Genomic DNA, 19983 nt, shown 5'->3' on the forward strand with positions numbered 1-19983 from the left:
TAAGCGTATTCTAGTAAATTCGTTCCACCAGAACTGGTTGATATTCCCGGTTCACGCAACAGACACGGCTTAGTTTTATAGGCTTTCGTAATTCAGGTTAAAATCAAATGAGTAAAGTCATATTCTAAGTTATTTCGATCTTTTATTACTTTAAGAAAGAAATCAAATTTCATGAATATAACTCCTTTAAAGGTTCCCAAATGTCTAGAGGAATCTTTTCAATTGTGGCTCAACCTCAAAATCAGTGCTTGACTATTAGCCCGACATCCGATGTCGGTTGCATTCAATGAGAATGCCTGCTTTATAGCGACTACGATTCCGCGTGAAGTAGTGGCGGCGTTGGAAGGCTTTAATACGATTATGGCGACCTTCAACGGTCGCGTTCGTCCAACGGCATTTATGGTAGTTCGTAATCTCCTCTTTCCAATTGCTCATGGTCTTGAGGGTACTTCGCACCGCATCATGATCGATTCGATTGCCTTGTTCACACCAACGCTCAAATCCCAGTTCGGCAACGGAAAAGCTGGGAGAGCAGTCATACCAGGTCGTAAACGCTTCTTTCCATTCCCATACACGGCGAAGAAGCGGAGAGTAATTCAGCAGTGTTTCCAATCGCTTTCTGCCTTCTTCACCAAGGGATTCCGCCTGCGAATTCAGCAAACGATGGTTAGCCTTAAGATACGCCTTAGCCCGCGGCGACAGCGTGTGCTGAACGGATTTTCGAACATCTTGCACGCTTTCGATCACATAGCCGTGAACATGAAACCGATCCGCGATGCGGATGGCACTCGGAAAGCACTCGCTGATCCAGGTATGATAAGCCCGGGCCAAGTCCATAACCACCGCTTTGGGTTTGAGTAGCTTGAACTCAGGGTGTTCCTTGGAATAAGCCCGCAAATCCTCTAGCTTTCGACCCGGTAGCAAGTCCAGCATGGTCTCGCCTTTAAGGTTGTGAATGCCGGTGTTATACGTATGACCTTTCTTAATGGCAAAGTCATCGACACCCAAAACCAGATCTGCTGTTTCGCGTGCGTCTTCCCACACGCGATCATAGATTCGCTCGCATTCCACTGGAACCGCCTCGTTATGCATGCGTTGTACGGTACTGGCCGGCGCTTGTTGCATTCGGGCACTATGCGCAGCCGTGGAACCAAGAGCATGTTCGACGGTATGGGAGCGAAAGAGCCTGTTGTAACGCTGCTTGGAGCCGACGAATTCATAGGACCAAACAAACCCAACTTCGCAGCGTGTACAATACATCCGAATGGACGGCACGTGCAGATAGGTTTTTTTCTCAAATACACAAAGATGACGAATGACCCGCATGTCATTGCTTCCTTTGCGGATGACATTTTGAACAGATCCGCAGCATGCGCAGCATTGCTTGTCGTCTAGTGGATGAGCTTCTATATGAAGCTCATCGGCATTGATGGACAAAATTTGGTGAATTTTCAGCTCTGGCAAATGGAGCAATTCATTGATATACTGTGTTTGCATCTGTCTATTCCTTTTGTTGTTTGGTCGGACTTACAACAATACAGGATTAGCAGATGTTTTTCCATTTTCATCCGTGAATTATTTCGTCAAGCACTGATTTCTGTTTTGAGCCTCAATTGTAATACAAATTATTTAAATGGCACGACTGATTTATTTTTTACTGGCGTAGTATGACTTAATAAAAACACTCTTCTGTCAAAGCGTTTATAGATCTCTGTTCCCTTTTAAGTTGCTCAGTTTCGCTCCTGCCGTTATTTTCTAAATATTCAGTTGATCTACTGTGTTGTTGATATAATTGAATGTCGTATTGGTACTTGTATCTGGTATAAGAAAGCTCTCTCTGTCTGTTAACTGCTGGGACACCGGTCCATTCACCTAAATTTATTGGCGTTGTATCAGCTGGGTAACTTGATGTTTGAAGTTGCTCTATTTTCATTAAGAACATCTGAAACTAAACCAACAGTTCCAACAGCAAGGCTACCTACCATAGCTGCTTCAATTGCAGTTGTGATTAAACCGTAGATACCAAGTGCAACTAGAGGAAGTACTCTTGGTTGAACTGCTTCTTGCGGTTCTACGAATATAATATTTGTAAGATAATATTCACTAATTGACTCTTGATTAGACTCAATTATATTGTGGGCGAGATCATTCATAATGAAATTCTCACTAAAATTGCTGACTTTAGCTTTTTTCTCACTTGAAATACTGTTGCCTGTGCCAATTATAGTTGTCCAACTATAACTGCTATCATCATCTTTAATCGCAGTAATCTTATAGTAGCCATTCTCATCAGCAAAAGAAAGTACTAGCTCTTTAAAATCATTAGTATCTGTTATCCCCGTTACTTCCATTACCTTTTTGATATTATCAGAATTCACTTCATTCGCGCTTACATTAACAGGGCTAGTTTCTGCCGAGGGAAGCTACACAATCGCTTATCCGCTGGCGGTTATCGCGAGACAACGACAGGATCGCGAGTTAGCCGATCAGGCGTTCAAGCAGCTTATGCTGCGCGGCGATCTGTTGTGGGACGGCGGTGCGCTCTGTCTCAGAAGGCAAGACGACGGGACGCGTACGTTCCGAAATTGGGGAAGGGCGTACGCCTGGCATCTGCTAGGGCTCGCTCGCACATACGAGCAATTACATGACGGCGGCCTGCTGCTTGAAGAACAGCGGCTGAGCATAACGGCGGAGTGGGAGAGAACGCTGAGCCAGGCACTAGGAGGAAGGAATGAATCGCATGGTTTATGGGATTGCTTCGTTGGCGAGCCAGTCACTGGCGTCGATACGTCGGCTTCGGCGGGCATCATGGCCGCGGTAGCGATTGCCCGGCGAGCAGGATTGCCTGCTCCTGTCGCGGAGAGTGATTGGCTGCAGTCGACGGCTTCACTGCTGCGCTTCCTGACGCCGGATGGCTTCATGACCGGTACGGCACAAAGCAACAAGAACGGCGAGGCGCTCCAGCGCTCGGGGTATCGCGTTATCTCGCAGATGACGATGGGGCTGTTAGGTCAGCTGCTAGGCTCTATATATAGAGCCTAGTGGCTTTTTTTGCCGCGATTCAGGTAAGACATCGTATGTATACCGGCTATTACGCGCCCAAGTCGCGGTGCTGCTGTATCGGATCTATCAACACATTTAAGTTCCGAAGATAAATCAACTTTATCGGAAGGAACGAGAGGTACCATCTCGTCTTCTCCGTTAAGATGGGACTATCAACAACAACCCTATTAACGGAGGAGAAATGAAAATGACAAACGTTATGCTTTCGCAGCAGAAAGTGGAGTTTTACAAGGATAACGGATACATGCTTCATAAGAAGCAATTGTTCGGAGCGGACAAAATGAAGGAGCTCAGCGGCATCTTCGAAGAACAGTGGGAGCTTGTCGGCAGGAAGCTGAACAGTGAGCTCGATACGCCGCACTTCCGTGATGAGCGCCTGCTCAAGTTTCTTCTGAGTGACGAAGTGCTCGACTTGGTGGAGCCGATCATCGGTCCCAACATCGGGCTGTGGTCCAGCCATTTCATCTGCAAAGAACCGTTGATTGGCAAGCAGACGCCGTGGCACGAGGATTCAGCGTATTGGAAAGGAAGACTCAGCAGCTTCGACAAGATTGTTACAGTATGGCTGGCGATCGACCGCAGCTCACAAGAGAATGGCTGCATGCGCGTCATCCCAGGTACGCATAACGGCGGATTCTCGGAATACGAAGAGGTAGATGGCAAAGACAATATTTTCGATTCGGAAATCAAGCAAATTGACGCATCGAAAGCCGTATACTTCGAGCTGGAGTCAGGCGAATGTTCGTTGCACGATTCCCGAATCATTCACGGGGCGGCGCCTAACACGAGTCCTTATCGCCGCTGCGGCTATACGATGAGGTACTTCTCGACGGAAGCCAAAGTGATCCCGGAGAAAAATCCAGGACATCAAGTATGGCTGGCAAGAGGCAAGGATCTGGCGGGCAGTTCGTTCGTGAATGTATAATTGAATAAATGAACAAATCGAAAGGGGGGAAGAAGGAATGATGAATGGATCGCCAGAGCGACTGTTGGAAAGTAATTATTTATCGTTCGCTTCCTCCTTTCGGATTTTCAAGCAAAGCTTAACGAACAAAGTAGACACGCACTGGCATGACTTTTTTGAAATCGGCTGTATCGTTTCCGGTTATGGCCGTCATATTGTCAACGGTCGTACCTACCGCCTTCAGCCAGGCATGGTCTTCTTACTGACAACGGCCGATTTTCATGAACTGGTTCCCGACGAGGGAGAGACTGTGGAGTTATACGATTTTATTTTTAACGATTCCTTGCTGCGTCCAGTCATCTACGAAACTCTTTTCGGACATTCCGAGCTGCTGGTACATACATTCGATACCGAAGAAGCCGGTAAGCTGGAGTCTGAATTCGCCCTTCTGTGGGAGGAGTCCCAGCATCGAAAATTCGGGAGCGAGATTGTCGTGCAAGGCTGCTTCGAACGGATCGTCGTTCAGCTCGTCAGGCAGTTAGAAGCGAAGCGTCAGCGCGAACGAACCGCAAACCATGAAACGATAAATCCGTCCATTAGGAAAGCGCTGCTGTACATTCAGCATCGGTTCCGTGAACCGGTGTCGCTCGCCGATGCGGCGAATTGCGCGGGCTTGTCCGCCAACTATTTCAGCGAATGCTTCCGCGAGCAAGTGGGATTGTCCTTTCAGGGATATTTGAACGAGAGACGATTGCAATTTGCTTCCGCTCTTCTTCGAAGCAGTGAGCTGCCTGTGACGGAGGTATGTTTCGCGGCGGGATTCAATACGATTCCTCATTTCGACCGGACATTCAAGCGGAAATTCGGCTGTTCGCCGAGAGAATACAGAAAGCAAGGAAGTTAAGCGGGGAGTTGTTGGGGTTGGAACTGCATGTCTACAAAGCATTGTGGGGAATGGAAGGCACATACGAAGATCAGTTAAGGAAAGCATCCGCAGCTGGCTACGATGGCATTGAAGCTCCATTACCGTCGAGAGAAGATGAAGAGGCGTTCCGACAAGCCTTGCAACGTTATGGTTTATCATATATTGCGCAGATCGTGACTCATGGCGACCATATCGCTTCGTTCGCCCAGTCTGTCGAACGTGCGGCAACATTCGAGCCGATACAAATCGTGGCTCATTCCGCTAAGGACAGCATGAGCGAAGACGATCAGGATCGTTTCTACGAGCAAGCGCTGTTGGTTGAGCAGAAGTCGAACATACCGATCGGGCATGAAACCCATCGAGGCAGGGCTATGTTTACACCTTGGACGACGTACAGGCTGCTTCGGAAGTTCCCGGAACTGCGCATTACAGCGGACTTCAGCCACTGGGTGAACGTCTGCGAATCCCACTTGGAAGATCAAGAGGAAGCCATCGCCTTGGCTATAGACAGAACAATCCATATCCATGGCCGGGTCGGGTACCCCGAAGGTCCTCAGATTCCGCATCCAGCTTCTCCATATTACCAGGCGGAGCTTCGCTTGTTCCTGAACTGGTGGCAGAATATCTTCCGCAAGCAGAAGGAGAGCGGGCGGGTGAACGCTAGCTTTACAGCGGAGTTCGGTCCGCCCGGATACATGCACACTGATCCATTTACGAACAATCCGATAGCCGACTTATGGGAAGTGAACGAGTGGCTAACGGATTGGATGAAGCAAAAGTTTCAACAGCTGGAGCTGTAAGCTGGAGCTGTAAGCTGGAGCGATAAGCCCGAGCTTGCATAATCTCTGGCTTGGCATTGCAAACCACTTCGACAGAAGTGGTTTTTGGTCGTCTCGAACACAGAGTATCTTACCTGAAACGTGAGTCATCTATCCGTTATAGTAACAAACAGAAAAAGCGGCCAACGGCCGCTTCTTCTGTCTATTCAGCTAACCTGTTGAAGTCGCTCCACTTGTCAGATCTTCATTAATGAGATCCGCGGTCAATTGTCCGGAGAGAGTGACCATGGGGACGCCGCCGCCGGGGTGGGTGGAGCCGCCGACGAAATAGAGGTTGCTTAGCAGCGAGCTGCGGCTCGGGATCTTGAAGCCGCCATTCAGCTTGCGATCGGTCACAATGCCGTAGATGGATCCGCCGTTCGAGCCGTACAGACGGCGCAGATCATCAGGAATGAACGAATATTCAAATTCAATATGCTGACGAAGTCCCTGGAGCCCCATGCGCTCAAGCTTGTCCAGCACAAGCTCGCGGTAACCCTCTTTGAGAGCCTCCCAGCTTTCGCCTTCCTTAAGCGGCGGAACATGGGTCAGCACAAATAGATTCTCCTTGCCAGCGGGAGCTTGTGTCGGATCGGACTTGCTGGATACCCCGATGTAGACGGTAGGGTCATCTGTAGGAATGCCCTTGACGAAAATATCGTCAAACTCCTTCTCCGGGTTCTTCGAGAAGAAGAAGTTGTGATGCAGCAGCCGATCGTAAGTTTGGTCTACACCTAACAGAAGGACCAGGCCTGAGACAGTTGGCTTATATTTGCTTAATCGCTCCACCGATTCCTTCGCTCTTGTGTGGTCGCTCAGAATGGTGTCATGGGCAGGTATGGCTTCCAGATTGGAGACAACGACATCGGTGCTGAGCACGGAGCCGTTTGTAAGCTTGACGCCCGTCGCATGTCCTCCAGCATGAAGCACCGCTTCGACCTCGCTGCTGTTCAGCACCTCTACGCCAAGCTCGCTCAGCAGCCTTAGCATCCCCTCGGCGATCTTGTACATGCCCCCTTCGACATAATAGATGCCGAGGCCGAGCTGGACATAAATCAATTGGGACAATACGGCCGGTGCGGCGTAAGGCGAGGAACCGATATACATGATGAAGAAATCGAATATTTGGCGCAATTGCTTGTTGCGGAAATGCTTGGAGGTTGTTTGGTTCATCGAGCGCATAGGGTCCATGGCAAGCAGCTCTCTCAACGTGTGATGGGATCTCAAATCGCCTAATCCATTTAAGCTGCGGCTGTAGAAGCTTTTGTTGCTCATCTCGTACATGTTCTGACATTCGCTTAAATACGATAAGAAATTGCGCGCATCCTGTGGCGAAACGGATTTGAGCTGCTCCAGCATGGCTGGAAGATCGCCGGACACGTCGAGAGAGGTCTCATCCTCAAAGAACGTACGCCATTGCGGCTCAACACGCAGGAACGTCATATAATCGTGTACGTCTCGCCCCGCGCTCGCGAAGAGCTGCTCCAGCACCCATGGCATGGTCAGGATGGAAGGCCCCGTGTCGAAATGATAGCCTGCTCCTGATCGAACATTCAGTTTCCCTCCGGCTCGTTCATTTTTCTCCAGCACCGTTACCTGGTGTCCGTCGGCAGCTAGCCGTATAGCTGCGGATAGGCCGCCTAAACCTCCGCCTACAACGACTATTTTTTTTCTCATCCTCATCCACCTTTATATGAGTTGACATTATGCCTAACCTTATACAAAATTATATTTATTCTAGTCTTTGTGTATAAGGTTTAGTCTTCTTCTTAAAAGTTATAACTGCTCTTTGAAACTTTTAAACATATTTTGCTCAAAATTTTATTCTAGCGTAGTTTGAGACCGGTGCGGCTGAAGCGTCTACACATTTTGTAAGCTGGCGATACTGATAGAATAAAGTGCTAGATGAGGGGCGGATCATGATGGAGCTTCAAGCTGTATTTGCTTTGTTGGGCATATTGAGCGGGATGCTGCTGATTCGAGCGTTCAGGAAGCGCGGTTCCCACAGCGAAGGTGGATTACAGGGAACTTCGTATGGGAATCGCCCCATAACCGTCATCATTCCCGCGCGGAATGAAGAGATGAATCTTCCGCGACTGCTGGATTCGCTGCGCCGTCAATCCAGGCAACCGGAAGAAATCATTGTGGTGGACGACGGGTCGGTTGATCGAACCGCAGAGCTGGCAAGTCGGATGGGAGCCAAGGTGCTTCGACCCGGTGAGCTCCCCGCAGGCTGGAGAGGAAAATGCTGGGCCTGCTGGAACGGGGCGAATGCGGCGAAAGGAGATATACTTGTTTTTCTGGATGCAGACACCTGCATGGAGGAAGAAGGACTGCAGCTGCTCATGACGGAGTTCCTGACTTCTCCGGTTCCCGGTATCATGACTGTGCAGCCCTATCACAACATGGTGAAGCCGTACGAGCAGCTATCCGCTTTTTTTAACCTAATTGTAGTGATGGCAGTGGGAGCAGGGAACGCGCAGTTTCTGAATATGCAGAAGGATGGACGTCGGCAGCAAGGCGGCTTTGGCCCTTGTCTAATAATAGCCAAGGATCAGTATGTTCGTGTAGGCGGTCATCGTGCAATTTGCGGTTTCCTGCTGGAGCATCATGAGCTTTGTCGGCGAGCCTCGTCCCTTGGCTTATCTGTCCGTAATATGCTTGGTGCGTCTGCCGTCACGTTCCGGATGTATCCGGAGGGGCTCAAGGCGCTGACGAACGGCTGGGCCAAGGGGTTCGCCGCCGGAGCTGCCAATACGAGTATCTTTCGACTCATGGGAGCAGTACTTTGGATAACAGGGGCCGTAACAAACGTCAGTATGCTAATGAGTCATATCGGTGCAGGATGGAGCCTGGAGGCTGGGATTGCGGCTGCGTTGTATCTGGTTTATGCCATTCTCCTAACGGGGTGGCTTGGTAGGATCGGAGGATTTAAGCCGCTTACGGCGTGGTTGTACCCCATCCCGCTTGCCTTCTATTTGCTGCTGTTCGTATATTCATGGATATCCATTTATCTTCTTCGCAAGGTGTCGTGGAAAGGACGGTCCATCCGGATAGGGAGCGGTGATTCCTCGTGATAATCAGCCTTCCTGAATACGGTATTTGGCTTGCGAATGCGGGGGGCTGGCTTATGATTCAGCTTGGTTTGTCCTATCTGTTCACTAGATTGCCGGCTCATTGGTTTGAGCCTGAGCTCGGGAGATCGTCGAACGGGACTAGAACACGGCCGGACGTAACGGATGCTGAATTTCGATTCTACGAACGAACGCTTCGGATTCGCTTCTGGAAGGATAAGCTGCCGGATGGCGGCGGTTTATTCAAGGGAGGTTTCGCGAAGAAACGTCTGCAGTCCCGCACGCCACAATACTTGGGGAAATTCGCTGCCGAGACGAGACGTGGAGAATGGAATCACTGGTGCGCGATGCTGCCGGCGCCACTCTTTTTTATGTGGAATGAATATCTTATCGGCTGGATCATGATCCTCTACGCCTTTGTAATCAATGCGCCATTTATCGCGGTGCTTCGGTATAACCGCTATAGACTGCAACACATTCGCCGTTTACTTTCAGAATAGAGAGAAGTGATGGAATCTGTACACAATCAAACAAGTGTCCGATCTGCTGGGCATTCCGGCTGTCACAATTAGAGCCTGGGAGAATCGTTATCAAGCCGTCGTTCCTGTTCGCACCGAATCCGGATATCGTCTTTACGGTTCTGTGCAGGTAGAGGAGCTGAAGTGGCTTAAGGATCAAATCGATCATAAGGGCCTTTCCATCAGGCAGGCTGTTCAGCTGCTGGAGCAGCATCGGAATCGACGAGGCGTTTCCGCTCCTGCGGATACCGGGTATCGTGATCAGCCGTCGTTAACGGAGGGGCATCAAGAGCATTTGGATTCTTTGTACCATCTGTTGATCCGTTTCAGGACGGAGGAAGCACATGATCATGTGGAGCTCGGTTTTACGATGTTCGGGTATGAGGCCATGGTATACAAGGTGCTCGTCCATCTCATGGTTCGCGTGGGAGATGCCTGGGAGCAAGGCTTGGTGTCGGTTGCGCAGGAGCATTATGTCACGCAATTTGTTATCCAGCATTGCTTTCGATTTTTTAACGTGTTTCCGGTCAATCCGGCTCTGCCTAAGGCTTTGTCCTTCTGTCCGCCGGGCGAACAACATCATGCAGGACTGCTTATGTTTTCATTGTTTTTGCGCAAGAGAGGCCTGGAGGTGCTCTATCTAGGTCCCGATACGCCGGAGGATGGCCTCCGCTCTATTCTTTCCTCGCAAAACATCGACCTTGTCTGCCTATCGCTTACGGACAAAAAGCTGCAGGAGGGGACGGTTGCTTTTATCGATCGATTGGTTAACGGGCTGACAAGTCTCGAAATCGTGTTAGGCGGATATGGCTTTGAAGGCGTGTCCGAGCCTTATTCGTCCTGGCTGCTGCCGCCTTCTATGGAGAAATGGGAGGATTGGCTGGATCGGAAGCTTATAAGCAACGCGTAGTAACAGAATAACAACTGATCAGCAATAGATTAACAGCATATCATCCTTCTTTTATTGCGAGTATTTCGCTGCTCTTTATGCCACAAGCTTATACAACTCTTGCGATGCTATTATTCATTTTGTATAATGTTTGTATAACGTTTGGGGATGGAGGGCATAAGATGAGCAAAAGCAAAGTCGCCGTCATCGGTGCTGGGCCGGGAGGACTTGCGGCAGCTATGCTGTTGAGCGGTCAGGGATACGATGTGACTGTATATGAGAAGCAACCGTTTATAGGCGGACGTACTTCACAGCTTCAGCTTGGCGCATATACATTCGACCGGGGACCTACGTTTTTTATGATGCCGCATCTGCTGGAAGAGCTATTCCAGAGCGTCGGACGATCGCTTTACGATTATGTGGAGCTGAAGCGCCTTGATCCGTTATATCGTCTTCGGTTCGGGGATACCGATTTCTATCCGACCACGGACAGGGAGGAGATGGCGGCGCGGATCGATGAGCTGTTCCCGGGCAATGCAGCCGGTTATGTCCGGTTTATGAAGGAGGAAGGGGAGAAGTTCAGGCGAGTATCGCCGCTGCTTCAGCGTCCCTTCGCCAAGCCTTCCGATTATTTGACGCGAGAGGTGTTCGCGGCGCTGCCGAAGCTTCATGCGACGGACAATCTGTATAACCGTCTGTCCCGCTATTTCAATGATGAAAGATTAATATACGCGTTTACGTTCCAGGCCAAATATTTGGGCATGTCCCCATGGGAGTGCCCCGGGACGTTTACGATGCTCTCTTATTTGGAGCATGAATTCGGGTTGTTTCATCCCGTCGGCGGCGTCAATCGGCTCTGCGAAGCGATGGCCGAAGTCGTTCGCAGCTTTGGCGGCAGCATACATACTTCCGCCGGTGTGCGGCGAGTAGTGACTAGAGACGGCAAGGCCGTCGGCGTCGAGCTTGAGAACGGGGAGCGATACGGCTACGACCATGTGGTCATCAACGCTGATTTCGCAACGGCGATGAATTCGCTTTTTGAGCCAGGGCAATTGAAGAAATATACGCCGGAGAAGCTGGCTGCCAAGAAATACTCTTGCTCCACATATATGCTTTATCTTGGCGTGAACAGGGAGTTGTCGCTGCCTCAGCATAATATTCTATTTGCGGACGACTATCGCCGCAATGTCCAAGAAATGATGACCGACAAGACGTTGTCTCAGGACGCTTCGGTATACCTCCACCATCCTGGCGCAACCGATCCCACGCTAGCTCCCAGAGGGAAGAGCGCGCTGTACGCTCTCATGCCGGTGCCCAACCTGACGGGATCGGTGTCGTGGGAGGAGCGTGTGGAGGAAGCGCGATCCATTATGCTGCAGAAGCTGGAGAGTTTGCCGGAGCTTAAGGGGCTCTCTTGCGATATTGAAGAGGAAGCGGCCTTAACGCCTCTGGGATGGCGAGATGCATTTGGTGTATATCAAGGTGCAACCTTTAATCTTGCCCATACGCTGGATCAAATGATGATGCTCAGGCCGCATAACCGGTTCCAGGAAGCAGCCAATTGCTGGCTCGTCGGGGGCGGGACACATCCGGGGAGCGGACTACCGACGATATTTGAATCCGCTCGCATCAGCGTAGGTCTTCTTATGGAGCAAGACCGCAAGGAAGCGCTTAGCGCGGGTAAGGGCTTCGGGCTTGGCAGGCTTAAGCGGGAGAAGGGGGCGATCCTATGAGAACGGCATTCGTAGGAGGTGGGATAGGCGCGTTGACTTCGGCGCTTCTGCTGAGCCGTCAAGGTTTGCCCGTGACGATCTACGAGCGATCCGACAAGCTCGGCGGTCGCTTGGCATTTCAAGAAGGACAGGGCTATAGAATAGATCAAGGGCCGACCATCGTTTTGCTGCCCGATATGCTGCTGGACATTCTGGAGGAGGCGGGCATCGAGCGATCCCGGCTGCCGCTTCTCCCGTGCGATCCTATGTATCGCATTCATTATGCCGACGGATTAGTGCTGCACAAGCACCGAAACGAGGACATGATGGCGGAGGAGGTGGAGCGGCTTTTCCCGGGCGAAGCGGATGGTTACAGGCGATATATGCGAGATACAAGGCCGCTGTTCCAGCAAGGGAAGCAGGCGTTTCTGGACCGTGCTTTCACACGCAAAACGGATTTCTATACATGGAGCAACCTGTCCTTGCTATATAAGTTCAAAGCGTATAGCAGCGCCAGACATTATGCGTCCCGATATTTCCAGGATGAGCGGCTGATCGACGCGTACTCTTTGCAGACGTTGTATATCGGCGGGGTGCCGTCTCGGACCCCTGCGTTGTATACGCTGCTGCCCTTTGCGGAGCATGAGTTCGGCGTCTGGTATTTGAAGGGCGGTTATGCTTCGCTCGTGGCGGTTATGCAAGAGGAGCTGGAACGCAGGGGTGTGGTCATCCGCACGAATGCAAACGTGGACAGCCTGATTGTGAGCGGAGGGCGCTGCGTCGGCGTTACCTTCGATGGATACGAGGAAGCTTTCGATTCCGTGGTCTATAACGGTGATTTTCCCCATTTGCAAGCGCTGCTGCCGATTCGGAGGAGGGCACAGGCAAAGGTATATACGCCCTCCACTGGTTGTGTGCTGATTTATTTGGGTCTTGATAAACGATACAGCGAAGCGGCGGCGCATCAGTTTTTACTGCCTGCATCGCTGTCTGACGGGCTTCGCGAAATGGCCGCAAGCGGCAAGCCGCCAAGTGAGCCATCCTATTATATCTTTTATCCAACGGCCATCGATCCGGATGCGGCGCCACAAGGGGAAAGCGTTATGTATATCTTGATTCCATCTCCAGCAGGCCATGATACGGACTGGAAGCAGGAAGCGCCGGCTCTTGCGGACCGTGTACTTGAAGATGCCGAGCGCAGGGCGTTCCCCGGGCTTCGCGAAGCTGTCCGCTGGCAGTCGATTCGGACACCGGAAGACGCCGCTGCGGACGGATTATACCAAGGCGGCAGCTTCGGCATCGCGCCGACGCTCCAGCAATCCGCAGTCTTCCGTCCTCAGATTGTACCTTATGACGAGATTAAAGGTTTATTCGCGGTCGGCGCCTCGGTTCATCCCGGCGGAGGCATTCCGATCGTCATGCAAGGCGCCAAGCTGCTGGCAAACCAATTGATAAAGGAGAGTTGTTCGTATGGTCATAGCCGACTATCTCGTGAGCTGCGAGAAGATGATCCGTCAAGGATCGTCCACGTTCCATAAAGCGTTCGGATATTTGCCCAGCCCAAGGAAGGAAGCTGTTTACGTCATCTATGCATTCTGCAGGCTGATTGACGATTCCGTAGATGAGCTCGATCGTTCGCCATATACCATCGACGAGCTGGAGGAACGTTTTGCAGCTTTGGAAACGGCCTCTGGGCATTTCATTTGGCCCGCTTTACGGTGGCTGTTCGAACAATTCCCGGTAGCCAAGGAGCCTTTCTTCCGTCAGATGGAGGGGCAGCGCAAGGATTTGGTGCTTACGCATTACGATACGATGGAGCAATTGGAACAGTATTGTTATCTTGTGGCGGGTACGGTTGGCGAGATGCTGCTGCCGGTTCTGCATGATGCGCCGGACCGCAGCATCTCGGAGGCAGGCATATCGCTAGGCAAAGCGATGCAGATTGTCAACATTGTCAGGGATATCGGCGAAGACAGAGGGCGGAACAGACGTTATGTACCGCTGCAATGGATGAAGATGTCCGGTTATACACTTGACGAATTCGAGCGAGGCGAGGTGAACGATGCCTTCCGAGCGCTCATTGAAAGGCTGGAGCAGCTCGCAAGGGAGTGGTTTGAACAGGGACTGCGCGGCATCGAAACGTATCCGCTGAGCAGCGGCTTCTCCGTGGAGCTGGCGTCGAGATATTACGAGGCGATTCTGGACGAAGTGAAAGCAATGGACTATGACGTGTACCGGAAGCGGGCATACGTGGGCTCTCTTGCCAAGCTTAGAATGTATCATGTTATGAAGCGCAAATATGGCGAGCTTGCAAGCTCGGATCCTGGCGGGACCGCATCGGCACTATGAGCATTCGTTATGTGTTCTGGTTCTGGTATGCCGTGGGACTCCTGCTGATGCTGACGTCTGGCGTTCCCGAGTGGCTGGCTTTCTCGAACGGCCTGTTTCTGTTGTTCTACTCCGTTTATGCGCTGGAGGTCGAAGCGGGGCTTGGAGAGCCTCGCGGCAGAAGGCTGATGCGAGCTGCCGTCGTCGCTGGAGCGACGTTTCTCATTGAGTATATAGGCGTCTCAACGGGATGGCCTTTCGGAGAATACGTCTATACACCGGTGCTTGGTTTTGCGGCTGGCGGCGTGCCCCTCTCCATAGCATGCGCCTGGGTCGGTGTTATCCTCAATGTGATGCTGGTTGCGGAGCAGGCCTCCCGCTTGGGACGCGCCTTTATGACCGGTTTATGGGTGCTGGCATTCGACCTGGTACTGGATCCTGTTGCATACGCCAGAGATTTCTGGCGTTGGGAGCACGAAGGAGGGTTCTTCGGAGTGCCGGTTGTTAATTTCGTCAGCTGGTTCGTCATCGCTTTCGTGATGTCATTCGCCTTCCCGGTTCGGGTTGTGCCGTATCCCGTTCGCCGAAGAGCCGTGAGATTGCTGCAGACGATGCTGCTTATGTTCGGTTTGCTGGGGCTGAAGGAGGGACTTTCTGTTCCGCTGCTGATTGCCGTCGCTAGCGCTGTTGCTGCGGAAGGAGTGCTGAGATTTGATCACGCCAGATCGAAGCGAACGGTTCATCACCCTGTTCGGCTTATACAATAAAAGGCATCTGCTTCCTAAACATCTCCATACATTGGCGGTCAAGGGAACGATAGATGCACAATCATCGGGCGCTCCTGTTCTATATATTATGAATCACAGCTCGTGGTGGGACGGCATGATTGTATGCCATGCGATTACGCAGCTATCCGCACCAGGCCGTGAGCATTATATGATGATGGATGAGAAGCAAATGGCGAAGTTTCGTTTTTTTCGTAAATTGGGAGCATTTTCGGTGGACAAAACAACCTTGAGGGGCATGGCTGAGTCGCTGCGTTATGCGGAAGGACTGCTTAAGGGGGGGCACAATGTATGGCTGTTCCCGCAAGGCGACATTCGTCATTTGGAGGCTCGTCCACTCCGCTTGCAGTCGGGGGCGGGCTACTTGCTGGATCGATGCGGCAACGCCGTCGTGAAGCCTGTTACCGCCTATTATGCGTTAGGCGCAGAGCAGAAAGCGGTCGCTACGTTATGCTTCGGCGAGGAGTATTCGGAGGATTGGGCAGGTATGGGGAGAAGAAGCACTACGGAGAAGCTTCGAGCCGTGCTGGAGTCTCAGCTTGACGAGCACCGGGCTTCTTCCATCGTGTCCGATGGAGCCGTCATGGACGGGTACCGCGTTATTCTTAGAGGGAGCGGCTCGACCAGCGAACGTTTTGATGGGTTTAAGAGGAGGATGGGAAGATGGTTTTCTTTTTTGGGTTCGTAGCATGCCTTCTCTCCGCGCAGTTGCTGTTCGTGTTATGGAATTTGTCCCAGCTGCCAAAGGTTGCCGAGTCCAAGGAGGCAGCGGGGGATATCCGCTTATCGGTGCTTATTCCGGCCCGCAACGAAGAGTGCCGCATCGCAGCTTGTTTGCAATCCGTGTCCCGCGAACCACATACGCATATGGAGATATTGGTGCTAGACGACCGGTCGACCGATGGAACAGCCGAACTCGTGAAGCGGGCGGCCGCATCCGACCACAGAATAAAGCTGTTGCAGGGCAAAGAGCTTCCCGCGGGCTGGACGGGCAAGTCGCACGCCTGTCATCAGTTGTCGGAGGAGGCCGCCGGCGAATGGCTGCTGTTTCTGGATGCGGATGCTCGTCTGCAGCGTGGCGCGATAGCTTCCGTATTAGCGAGCGCTGTACGTCAAGGCAAGGGGATGCTTACGGGCTTTCCGCAGCAGATGACGTTGACCTGGCTGGAGAAGCTCGTCGTGCCTATGATGATGTTCACCATCGCCTGCCATCTGCCCATTCGGCTCGTTCGCCACGCCAAGGATGCTCGATTCGCGGCCGCGCACGGCGCATTTGTGCTTGTCCACCGCGACAGCTACCGCAAAGCGGGCGGGCATGCCGCGAGTCGAGGGCATCTCGTCGATGATGTCCGCTTGGCGAAAGCCATGAAGGAGGCAGGCGAGCCGCTAACGCTTGCGGATGTAAGGAAGCTCGTAACGATGCGAATGTACGGCAACGCGCGCGAAGTATGGGACGGCTACAAAAAAAATATGTTTGAGGGATTAGGACGCAGCCGAATCCTTCTGTTAAGCGTCGTAGCCATGTACATGACTTTGTATCTTGCGCCCTTCCTCGCCGTGTTGGTCTCCGGTCTCAGAGTGTTTGCGGGGACGGCAGCAATAATCGCCGATTGGACTCTGCCTGCGGTCGCATGTTGGCTGCTTGGCATCGCCATTAAGGCGTTCATCGACGTGAAGAATGGGCAGCCAATCTGGCTTTCCTTGCTGCTGCCGGCAAGCATTGCTGCATTATGCGCGATCGCCATTGCCTCCTGGAGGGCTTCGGGAAAGCCGGGAGGCTACGTATGGAAGGAGAGGACCTATTCCTGATGAGAAAAGTCGTTGTCATAGGCGCCGGTCTCGGCGGATTAGCCGCCGCTATTCGACTATCCTCTCTGGGTTACCGAGTTACCGTGGTCGAGCAGCAGCCAAGCGCGGGCGGCAAGCTTCAGCGGATCGAGGCGGCGGGATACCGGTTCGATCGCGGACCAAGCACCATTACGATGCCCCATGCTTTCGAGCGTGTATTTGCTGCTGCTGGAAGAAGGATGGAGGATTATATTGAGCTGATCCGACTGGAGCCAGGCACGAGAAACGTGTTTGCTGACGGGAACGTGGTCGATTTCTCAAGCGACTGGAACGCGATGGAGGAGCAAATCGCTGTGTTCAGCCCAGAGGATGCAATGGCGTTTCGGTCCTTTATGGAGGAATCCAGGGAGCTGTATGAGATTTCGGATCGCTTATTTCTGAATAAGCTGCTTACGGATTGGAGGAGCAAAGCGGATCCGCGCCTGCTTGTCGGGCTGCTCCGCGTAAGGCCGTTCGTATCGCTTCATCGCTTGCTTCGTCGATATTTTCATCATCCTAACACATTGGCGATGTTTGGCAGATATGCCACATACGTAGGCTCATCTCCCTATTTCGCACCGGCTATCTTCGCGATGCTTCCCCATCTGGAGCAGCAGCTTGGTGTCTATCATGTAAAGGGCGGCACCTATGGACTCGTAGAGGCGTTTCGAAGACTGGCGCTGGAGCTTGGGGTAGACATTCGTTATGGGCTTAAAGTGACGTCCATTCGATCGAGCGGCAGAAAGGTTGTCGGAGTCAGCACTGCAGAGGGAGAGATTGATGCGGATGTTGTCGTAGCCAACGGTGATGTGCTGTCGATCGCGAGCGAGCTGCTGACAACGGATCAGCGTCCTTCATTGCCGGAGCGGACAATCCAGGCGCTGGAGCCATCCCTATCCGGCTTTGTTGTGCTTGCGGGAACGCGAAGCAGATACGACGACCTGCTTCTGCAGCACACCGTATTTTTCCCCGAGGTTTACGGTCAAGAATTCGAGGATATTTTCGAGCGGCATATTCCGCCTCACGATCCCGCAATCTACGTCTGCCATTCCGGATACTCAGAGCCGGACATGTCGCCGGAAGGCGGGAGCAACTTATTCATTCTTGCCAACGCTCCGTATACTACAGCTAGTGGAGACCAAGCATGGGAAGGAGGCGCGGAGGCTTATGCGGAGCGCCTTCTTCGGACGCTTGAACGCCGCGGTCTTCGAGACTTGAGGGACAAGCTTGAATTCAATTTGACTTATTCGCCGGAGCAGCTGAGGAAAGACACCTCGGCTTACCGAGGCGCGATTTACGGCATTTCCTCCAACTCGGCCAAGCAAACGTTCTTTCGGCCGTCGAACCGGGGTGATCTTAAAGGACTCTGGTTTGTAGGCGGCACGACGCATCCTGGCGGCGGTACTCCGCTTGTTACGCTGTCGGGGCTGTTGGTAGCGGAAGAGATTGCAAGGAAAGCGTGAGTGGATTTCTACAGCCAATAGATCGTTCTCCTGATCAAGGAGACGATCTATTGGCTGCGCGCCAACAGGCGGTCATCTATAAATTGCGTCATATGATGAACGCAATGTCTCATATACCTTCGATCCTCAAGCAGCCTGCTTAACATGACACCGCCCTCAATAATCGCAACGATGCTTGTGGCTGCTTCTTCGACTACAATATCCTCTCTGAACTCCTGCGAAGCAACCCCCTGTTGGATCATTTCTGTCAGCCTATTAATCAAATATTGTACCGCCTGCTGCGTCCGCTCTCTCATCATCGATTGAGATTCATCATGCTCGACAGCGGCATTAAGCAGCGGACAACCTCCGATCAGAGCTTCATTCTCAACGATATCTATATATACCTCGCCGATCGCAAGCAGCTTCTCTTTTGAAGTAACTGCAGCTTTCATCGCATCCGATAATAACGCCAATAGCTGCGAGAACAAATAATCAAAGGCTGCGATCGCAATTTCATCTTTATTTGCAAAGTGATTGTATATTCCGCCTTTGCGAATCCCGCATTTCTCCATAATGTCTGATAAAGAAGCTGCGTTATAGCCCTTTGTATTAAATAACACCGAAGACTCGCGGATAATATGTTCCTTTGTCATTTGCCCTTTTCTCATAATTGCAGCCTCCGTTAAAACATACCGTTTGGTCTTAAAATAACATAGGCCGCTTAGCAAAACAAGCCTTTCATCATGCACAAATTCTCTAAGAGGATAAAAAATAAGTTGCAATAAAGACCGTTGTTTGCTAATTTAAAAACAGACCGGTCGGTTCTAAAAATTCGAAATGAGCAGGAGATGTTATTCATGTCATTAACCATTCAACATATCCGAAATGCGACTTCTATCATCACTATCAATGGGAAGACCATTCTTGTAGATCCTATGTTAAGCGATGTGGGGCAGCTTCCTCCTGTCCCCTTAACCCGGAGCCTGCGCCGGAACCCGATTTCTCCGCTGCCCGTTTCTCTTGATACATTTGATTACATCGATGCAATTCTGGTTACTCATTTGCACTTCGATCATTTCGATAAAGCCGCACAGCAAATACTGAACAAAGGAATTCCTGTATTCTGTCAGCCTGCAGATCAACAAAAGCTAAAGGATTGGGGCTTTCACAATGTTTATAGCATAAAGCAATCGCGGACGTGGTGCGGTATCGACATTCGGAGAATTAGCGGGCAGCATGCCAAAGGATTCACCGCCAGGCTGCTTGGTCCCGTATCCGGTTATATCTTGAACACCCCGGGCGAAGGATCGTTGTACATCGTGGGAGATTGTATTCTGACCGATCCGATTCGCCAGGTTTTTGCACAATATCAACCACACCTCTGTATCGTCAATGCACCGAGAGCTCAGATGCTGTTTGGTACGATTATTACGATGACCCCATCAGATATTAAGGAGATCATAGCAATCTCACCTTCATCCCAAATAATTGCCGTCCATATGGAAGCGATTAGCCATTGCACGCTTACGCGAGCTGCGCTGTCCAAGTTTCTGGGGGATCATCGTATATCCGAGCATGTGTATGTCCCGAACGATGGAGAGTTCATCACTATCCAACCATCTTGCGCGAACAACCAGCCGGAGATGATAAATGAATGCATATCCCTCGAGACTTCTCATAAATAGCTCCACCATA

Annotated in this window: 19 protein-coding genes; 15 read left to right on the forward strand and 4 right to left on the reverse strand. The window is 51.5% G+C overall.

The window, feature by feature from the left end:
- Positions 1-255: 255 nt before the first annotated feature.
- Together ACX1C1_RS11140 and ACX1C1_RS11145 are read right to left on the reverse strand one after the other, a co-directional pair.
- Positions 256-1497, reverse strand: coding sequence for an ISL3 family transposase (locus ACX1C1_RS11140; protein WP_458957140.1), 1242 nt, complete (start codon positions 1495-1497; stop codon positions 256-258).
- Between the two features lie 395 nt (positions 1498-1892).
- Complete coding sequence (locus tag ACX1C1_RS11145) at positions 1893-2378, reverse strand: hypothetical protein (protein WP_458957141.1); 486 nt, start codon at positions 2376-2378, stop codon at positions 1893-1895.
- Here ACX1C1_RS11145 and ACX1C1_RS11150 point away from each other — a divergent pair.
- The 4 genes from ACX1C1_RS11150 to ACX1C1_RS11165 all read left to right on the forward strand — a co-directional run bounded on the left by ACX1C1_RS11150 (position 2359) and on the right by ACX1C1_RS11165 (position 5692).
- Positions 2359-3042 carry a glycoside hydrolase family 88 protein gene (locus ACX1C1_RS11150; protein WP_458957142.1) on the forward strand — a complete coding sequence of 228 codons (684 nt, stop codon included), beginning with the start codon at positions 2359-2361 and terminating at the stop codon, positions 3040-3042. The genes ACX1C1_RS11145 and ACX1C1_RS11150 overlap by 20 nt on opposite strands.
- A 208-nt stretch (positions 3043-3250) precedes the next feature.
- Positions 3251-3988, forward strand: coding sequence for a phytanoyl-CoA dioxygenase family protein (locus tag ACX1C1_RS11155; protein ID WP_458957143.1), 738 nt, complete (start codon positions 3251-3253; stop codon positions 3986-3988).
- Between the two features lie 37 nt (positions 3989-4025).
- The gene (locus ACX1C1_RS11160) at positions 4026-4871 is read left to right on the forward strand and encodes a helix-turn-helix transcriptional regulator (protein ID WP_458957144.1); all 846 of its coding nucleotides are present in this window, start codon (positions 4026-4028) and stop codon (positions 4869-4871) included.
- Positions 4872-4888: 17 nt separating this feature from the next.
- Positions 4889-5692: a sugar phosphate isomerase/epimerase family protein gene (locus tag ACX1C1_RS11165; protein ID WP_458957145.1), complete on the forward strand. Its 804-nt coding sequence runs from the start codon at positions 4889-4891 to the stop codon at positions 5690-5692.
- Positions 5693-5881: 189 nt separating this feature from the next.
- Here ACX1C1_RS11165 and ACX1C1_RS11170 read toward each other — a convergent pair whose 3' ends face one another.
- The gene (locus tag ACX1C1_RS11170; RefSeq protein WP_458957146.1) at positions 5882-7387 is read right to left on the reverse strand and encodes a phytoene desaturase family protein; all 1506 of its coding nucleotides are present in this window, start codon (positions 7385-7387) and stop codon (positions 5882-5884) included.
- 242 nt (positions 7388-7629) lie between these two features.
- On the opposite strand from ACX1C1_RS11170, the gene ACX1C1_RS11175 reads away from it, so the two are divergent.
- The 10 genes from ACX1C1_RS11175 to ACX1C1_RS11220 all read left to right on the forward strand — a co-directional run bounded on the left by ACX1C1_RS11175 (position 7630) and on the right by ACX1C1_RS11220 (position 18306).
- Complete coding sequence (locus tag ACX1C1_RS11175; RefSeq protein WP_458957147.1) at positions 7630-8787, forward strand: glycosyltransferase family 2 protein; 1158 nt, start codon at positions 7630-7632, stop codon at positions 8785-8787.
- Complete coding sequence (locus ACX1C1_RS11180) at positions 8784-9284, forward strand: glycosyl-4,4'-diaponeurosporenoate acyltransferase CrtO family protein (protein ID WP_458957148.1); 501 nt, start codon at positions 8784-8786, stop codon at positions 9282-9284. Before ACX1C1_RS11175 ends, ACX1C1_RS11180 begins: the two co-directional genes overlap by 4 nt.
- 25 nt (positions 9285-9309) lie before the next feature.
- Complete coding sequence (locus ACX1C1_RS11185) at positions 9310-10212, forward strand: MerR family transcriptional regulator (RefSeq protein WP_458957661.1); 903 nt, start codon at positions 9310-9312, stop codon at positions 10210-10212.
- A 161-nt stretch (positions 10213-10373) separates the two neighbouring features.
- Positions 10374-11924: a phytoene desaturase family protein gene (locus ACX1C1_RS11190; RefSeq protein WP_458957149.1), complete on the forward strand. Its 1551-nt coding sequence runs from the start codon at positions 10374-10376 to the stop codon at positions 11922-11924.
- A complete protein-coding gene (locus ACX1C1_RS11195) occupies positions 11921-13441 on the forward strand; it encodes a phytoene desaturase family protein (RefSeq protein ID WP_458957150.1) in 1521 nt (506 codons plus the stop codon). Before ACX1C1_RS11190 ends, ACX1C1_RS11195 begins: the two co-directional genes overlap by 4 nt.
- Complete coding sequence (locus ACX1C1_RS11200; RefSeq protein ID WP_458957151.1) at positions 13374-14252, forward strand: phytoene/squalene synthase family protein; 879 nt, start codon at positions 13374-13376, stop codon at positions 14250-14252. The genes ACX1C1_RS11195 and ACX1C1_RS11200 overlap by 68 nt, the downstream gene beginning before the upstream one ends.
- Positions 14249-14998 carry a carotenoid biosynthesis protein gene (locus ACX1C1_RS11205; protein WP_458957152.1) on the forward strand — a complete coding sequence of 250 codons (750 nt, stop codon included), beginning with the start codon at positions 14249-14251 and terminating at the stop codon, positions 14996-14998. The genes ACX1C1_RS11200 and ACX1C1_RS11205 overlap by 4 nt, the downstream gene beginning before the upstream one ends.
- Positions 14943-15704 (forward strand): lysophospholipid acyltransferase family protein, encoded by a 762-nt coding sequence (locus ACX1C1_RS11210; protein ID WP_458957153.1) that lies wholly within the window; start codon positions 14943-14945, stop codon positions 15702-15704. The genes ACX1C1_RS11205 and ACX1C1_RS11210 overlap by 56 nt, the downstream gene beginning before the upstream one ends.
- Positions 15680-16825, forward strand: a complete 1146-nt coding sequence (locus tag ACX1C1_RS11215) for a glycosyltransferase family 2 protein (RefSeq protein ID WP_458957154.1) — start codon at positions 15680-15682, stop codon at positions 16823-16825. The genes ACX1C1_RS11210 and ACX1C1_RS11215 overlap by 25 nt, the downstream gene beginning before the upstream one ends.
- A complete protein-coding gene (locus ACX1C1_RS11220) occupies positions 16801-18306 on the forward strand; it encodes a phytoene desaturase family protein (RefSeq protein WP_458957155.1) in 1506 nt (501 codons plus the stop codon). Before ACX1C1_RS11215 ends, ACX1C1_RS11220 begins: the two co-directional genes overlap by 25 nt.
- A 47-nt stretch (positions 18307-18353) precedes the next feature.
- On the opposite strand, the gene ACX1C1_RS11225 is transcribed toward ACX1C1_RS11220, so the two are convergent.
- A complete protein-coding gene (locus ACX1C1_RS11225) occupies positions 18354-18956 on the reverse strand; it encodes a TetR/AcrR family transcriptional regulator (RefSeq protein WP_458957156.1) in 603 nt (200 codons plus the stop codon).
- Between the two features lie 189 nt (positions 18957-19145).
- Here ACX1C1_RS11225 and ACX1C1_RS11230 point away from each other — a divergent pair, with 189 nt between their 5' ends.
- A complete protein-coding gene (locus ACX1C1_RS11230) occupies positions 19146-19973 on the forward strand; it encodes an MBL fold metallo-hydrolase (RefSeq protein ID WP_458957157.1) in 828 nt (275 codons plus the stop codon).
- Positions 19974-19983: the final 10 nt, after the last annotated feature.

It is taken from the genome of Paenibacillus sp. strain BS8-2 (assembly GCF_054483835.1).

Excerpts from the sequence above, each read along its gene's own strand:
- ACX1C1_RS11170 (WP_458957146.1), bottom strand. The coding sequence starts at position 7,387 with ATGAGAAAAAAAATAGTCGTTGTAGGCGGAGGTTTAGGCGGCCTATCC.
- ACX1C1_RS11190 (WP_458957149.1), top strand. The coding sequence starts at position 10,374 with ATGAGCAAAAGCAAAGTCGCCGTCATCGGTGCTGGGCCGGGAGGACTT.
- ACX1C1_RS11220 (WP_458957155.1), top strand. The coding sequence starts at position 16,801 with ATGGAAGGAGAGGACCTATTCCTGATGAGAAAAGTCGTTGTCATAGGC.
- ACX1C1_RS11155 (WP_458957143.1), top strand. The coding sequence starts at position 3,251 with ATGACAAACGTTATGCTTTCGCAGCAGAAAGTGGAGTTTTACAAGGAT.
- ACX1C1_RS11225 (WP_458957156.1), bottom strand. The coding sequence starts at position 18,956 with ATGAGAAAAGGGCAAATGACAAAGGAACATATTATCCGCGAGTCTTCG.
- ACX1C1_RS11205 (WP_458957152.1), top strand. The coding sequence starts at position 14,249 with ATGAGCATTCGTTATGTGTTCTGGTTCTGGTATGCCGTGGGACTCCTG.
- ACX1C1_RS11160 (WP_458957144.1), top strand. The coding sequence starts at position 4,026 with ATGATGAATGGATCGCCAGAGCGACTGTTGGAAAGTAATTATTTATCG.
- ACX1C1_RS11195 (WP_458957150.1), top strand. The coding sequence starts at position 11,921 with ATGAGAACGGCATTCGTAGGAGGTGGGATAGGCGCGTTGACTTCGGCG.
- ACX1C1_RS11215 (WP_458957154.1), top strand. The coding sequence starts at position 15,680 with ATGGTTTTCTTTTTTGGGTTCGTAGCATGCCTTCTCTCCGCGCAGTTG.
- ACX1C1_RS11230 (WP_458957157.1), top strand. The coding sequence starts at position 19,146 with ATGTCATTAACCATTCAACATATCCGAAATGCGACTTCTATCATCACT.
- ACX1C1_RS11175 (WP_458957147.1), top strand. The coding sequence starts at position 7,630 with ATGATGGAGCTTCAAGCTGTATTTGCTTTGTTGGGCATATTGAGCGGG.
- ACX1C1_RS11140 (WP_458957140.1), bottom strand. The coding sequence starts at position 1,497 with ATGCAAACACAGTATATCAATGAATTGCTCCATTTGCCAGAGCTGAAA.
- ACX1C1_RS11200 (WP_458957151.1), top strand. The coding sequence starts at position 13,374 with ATGGTCATAGCCGACTATCTCGTGAGCTGCGAGAAGATGATCCGTCAA.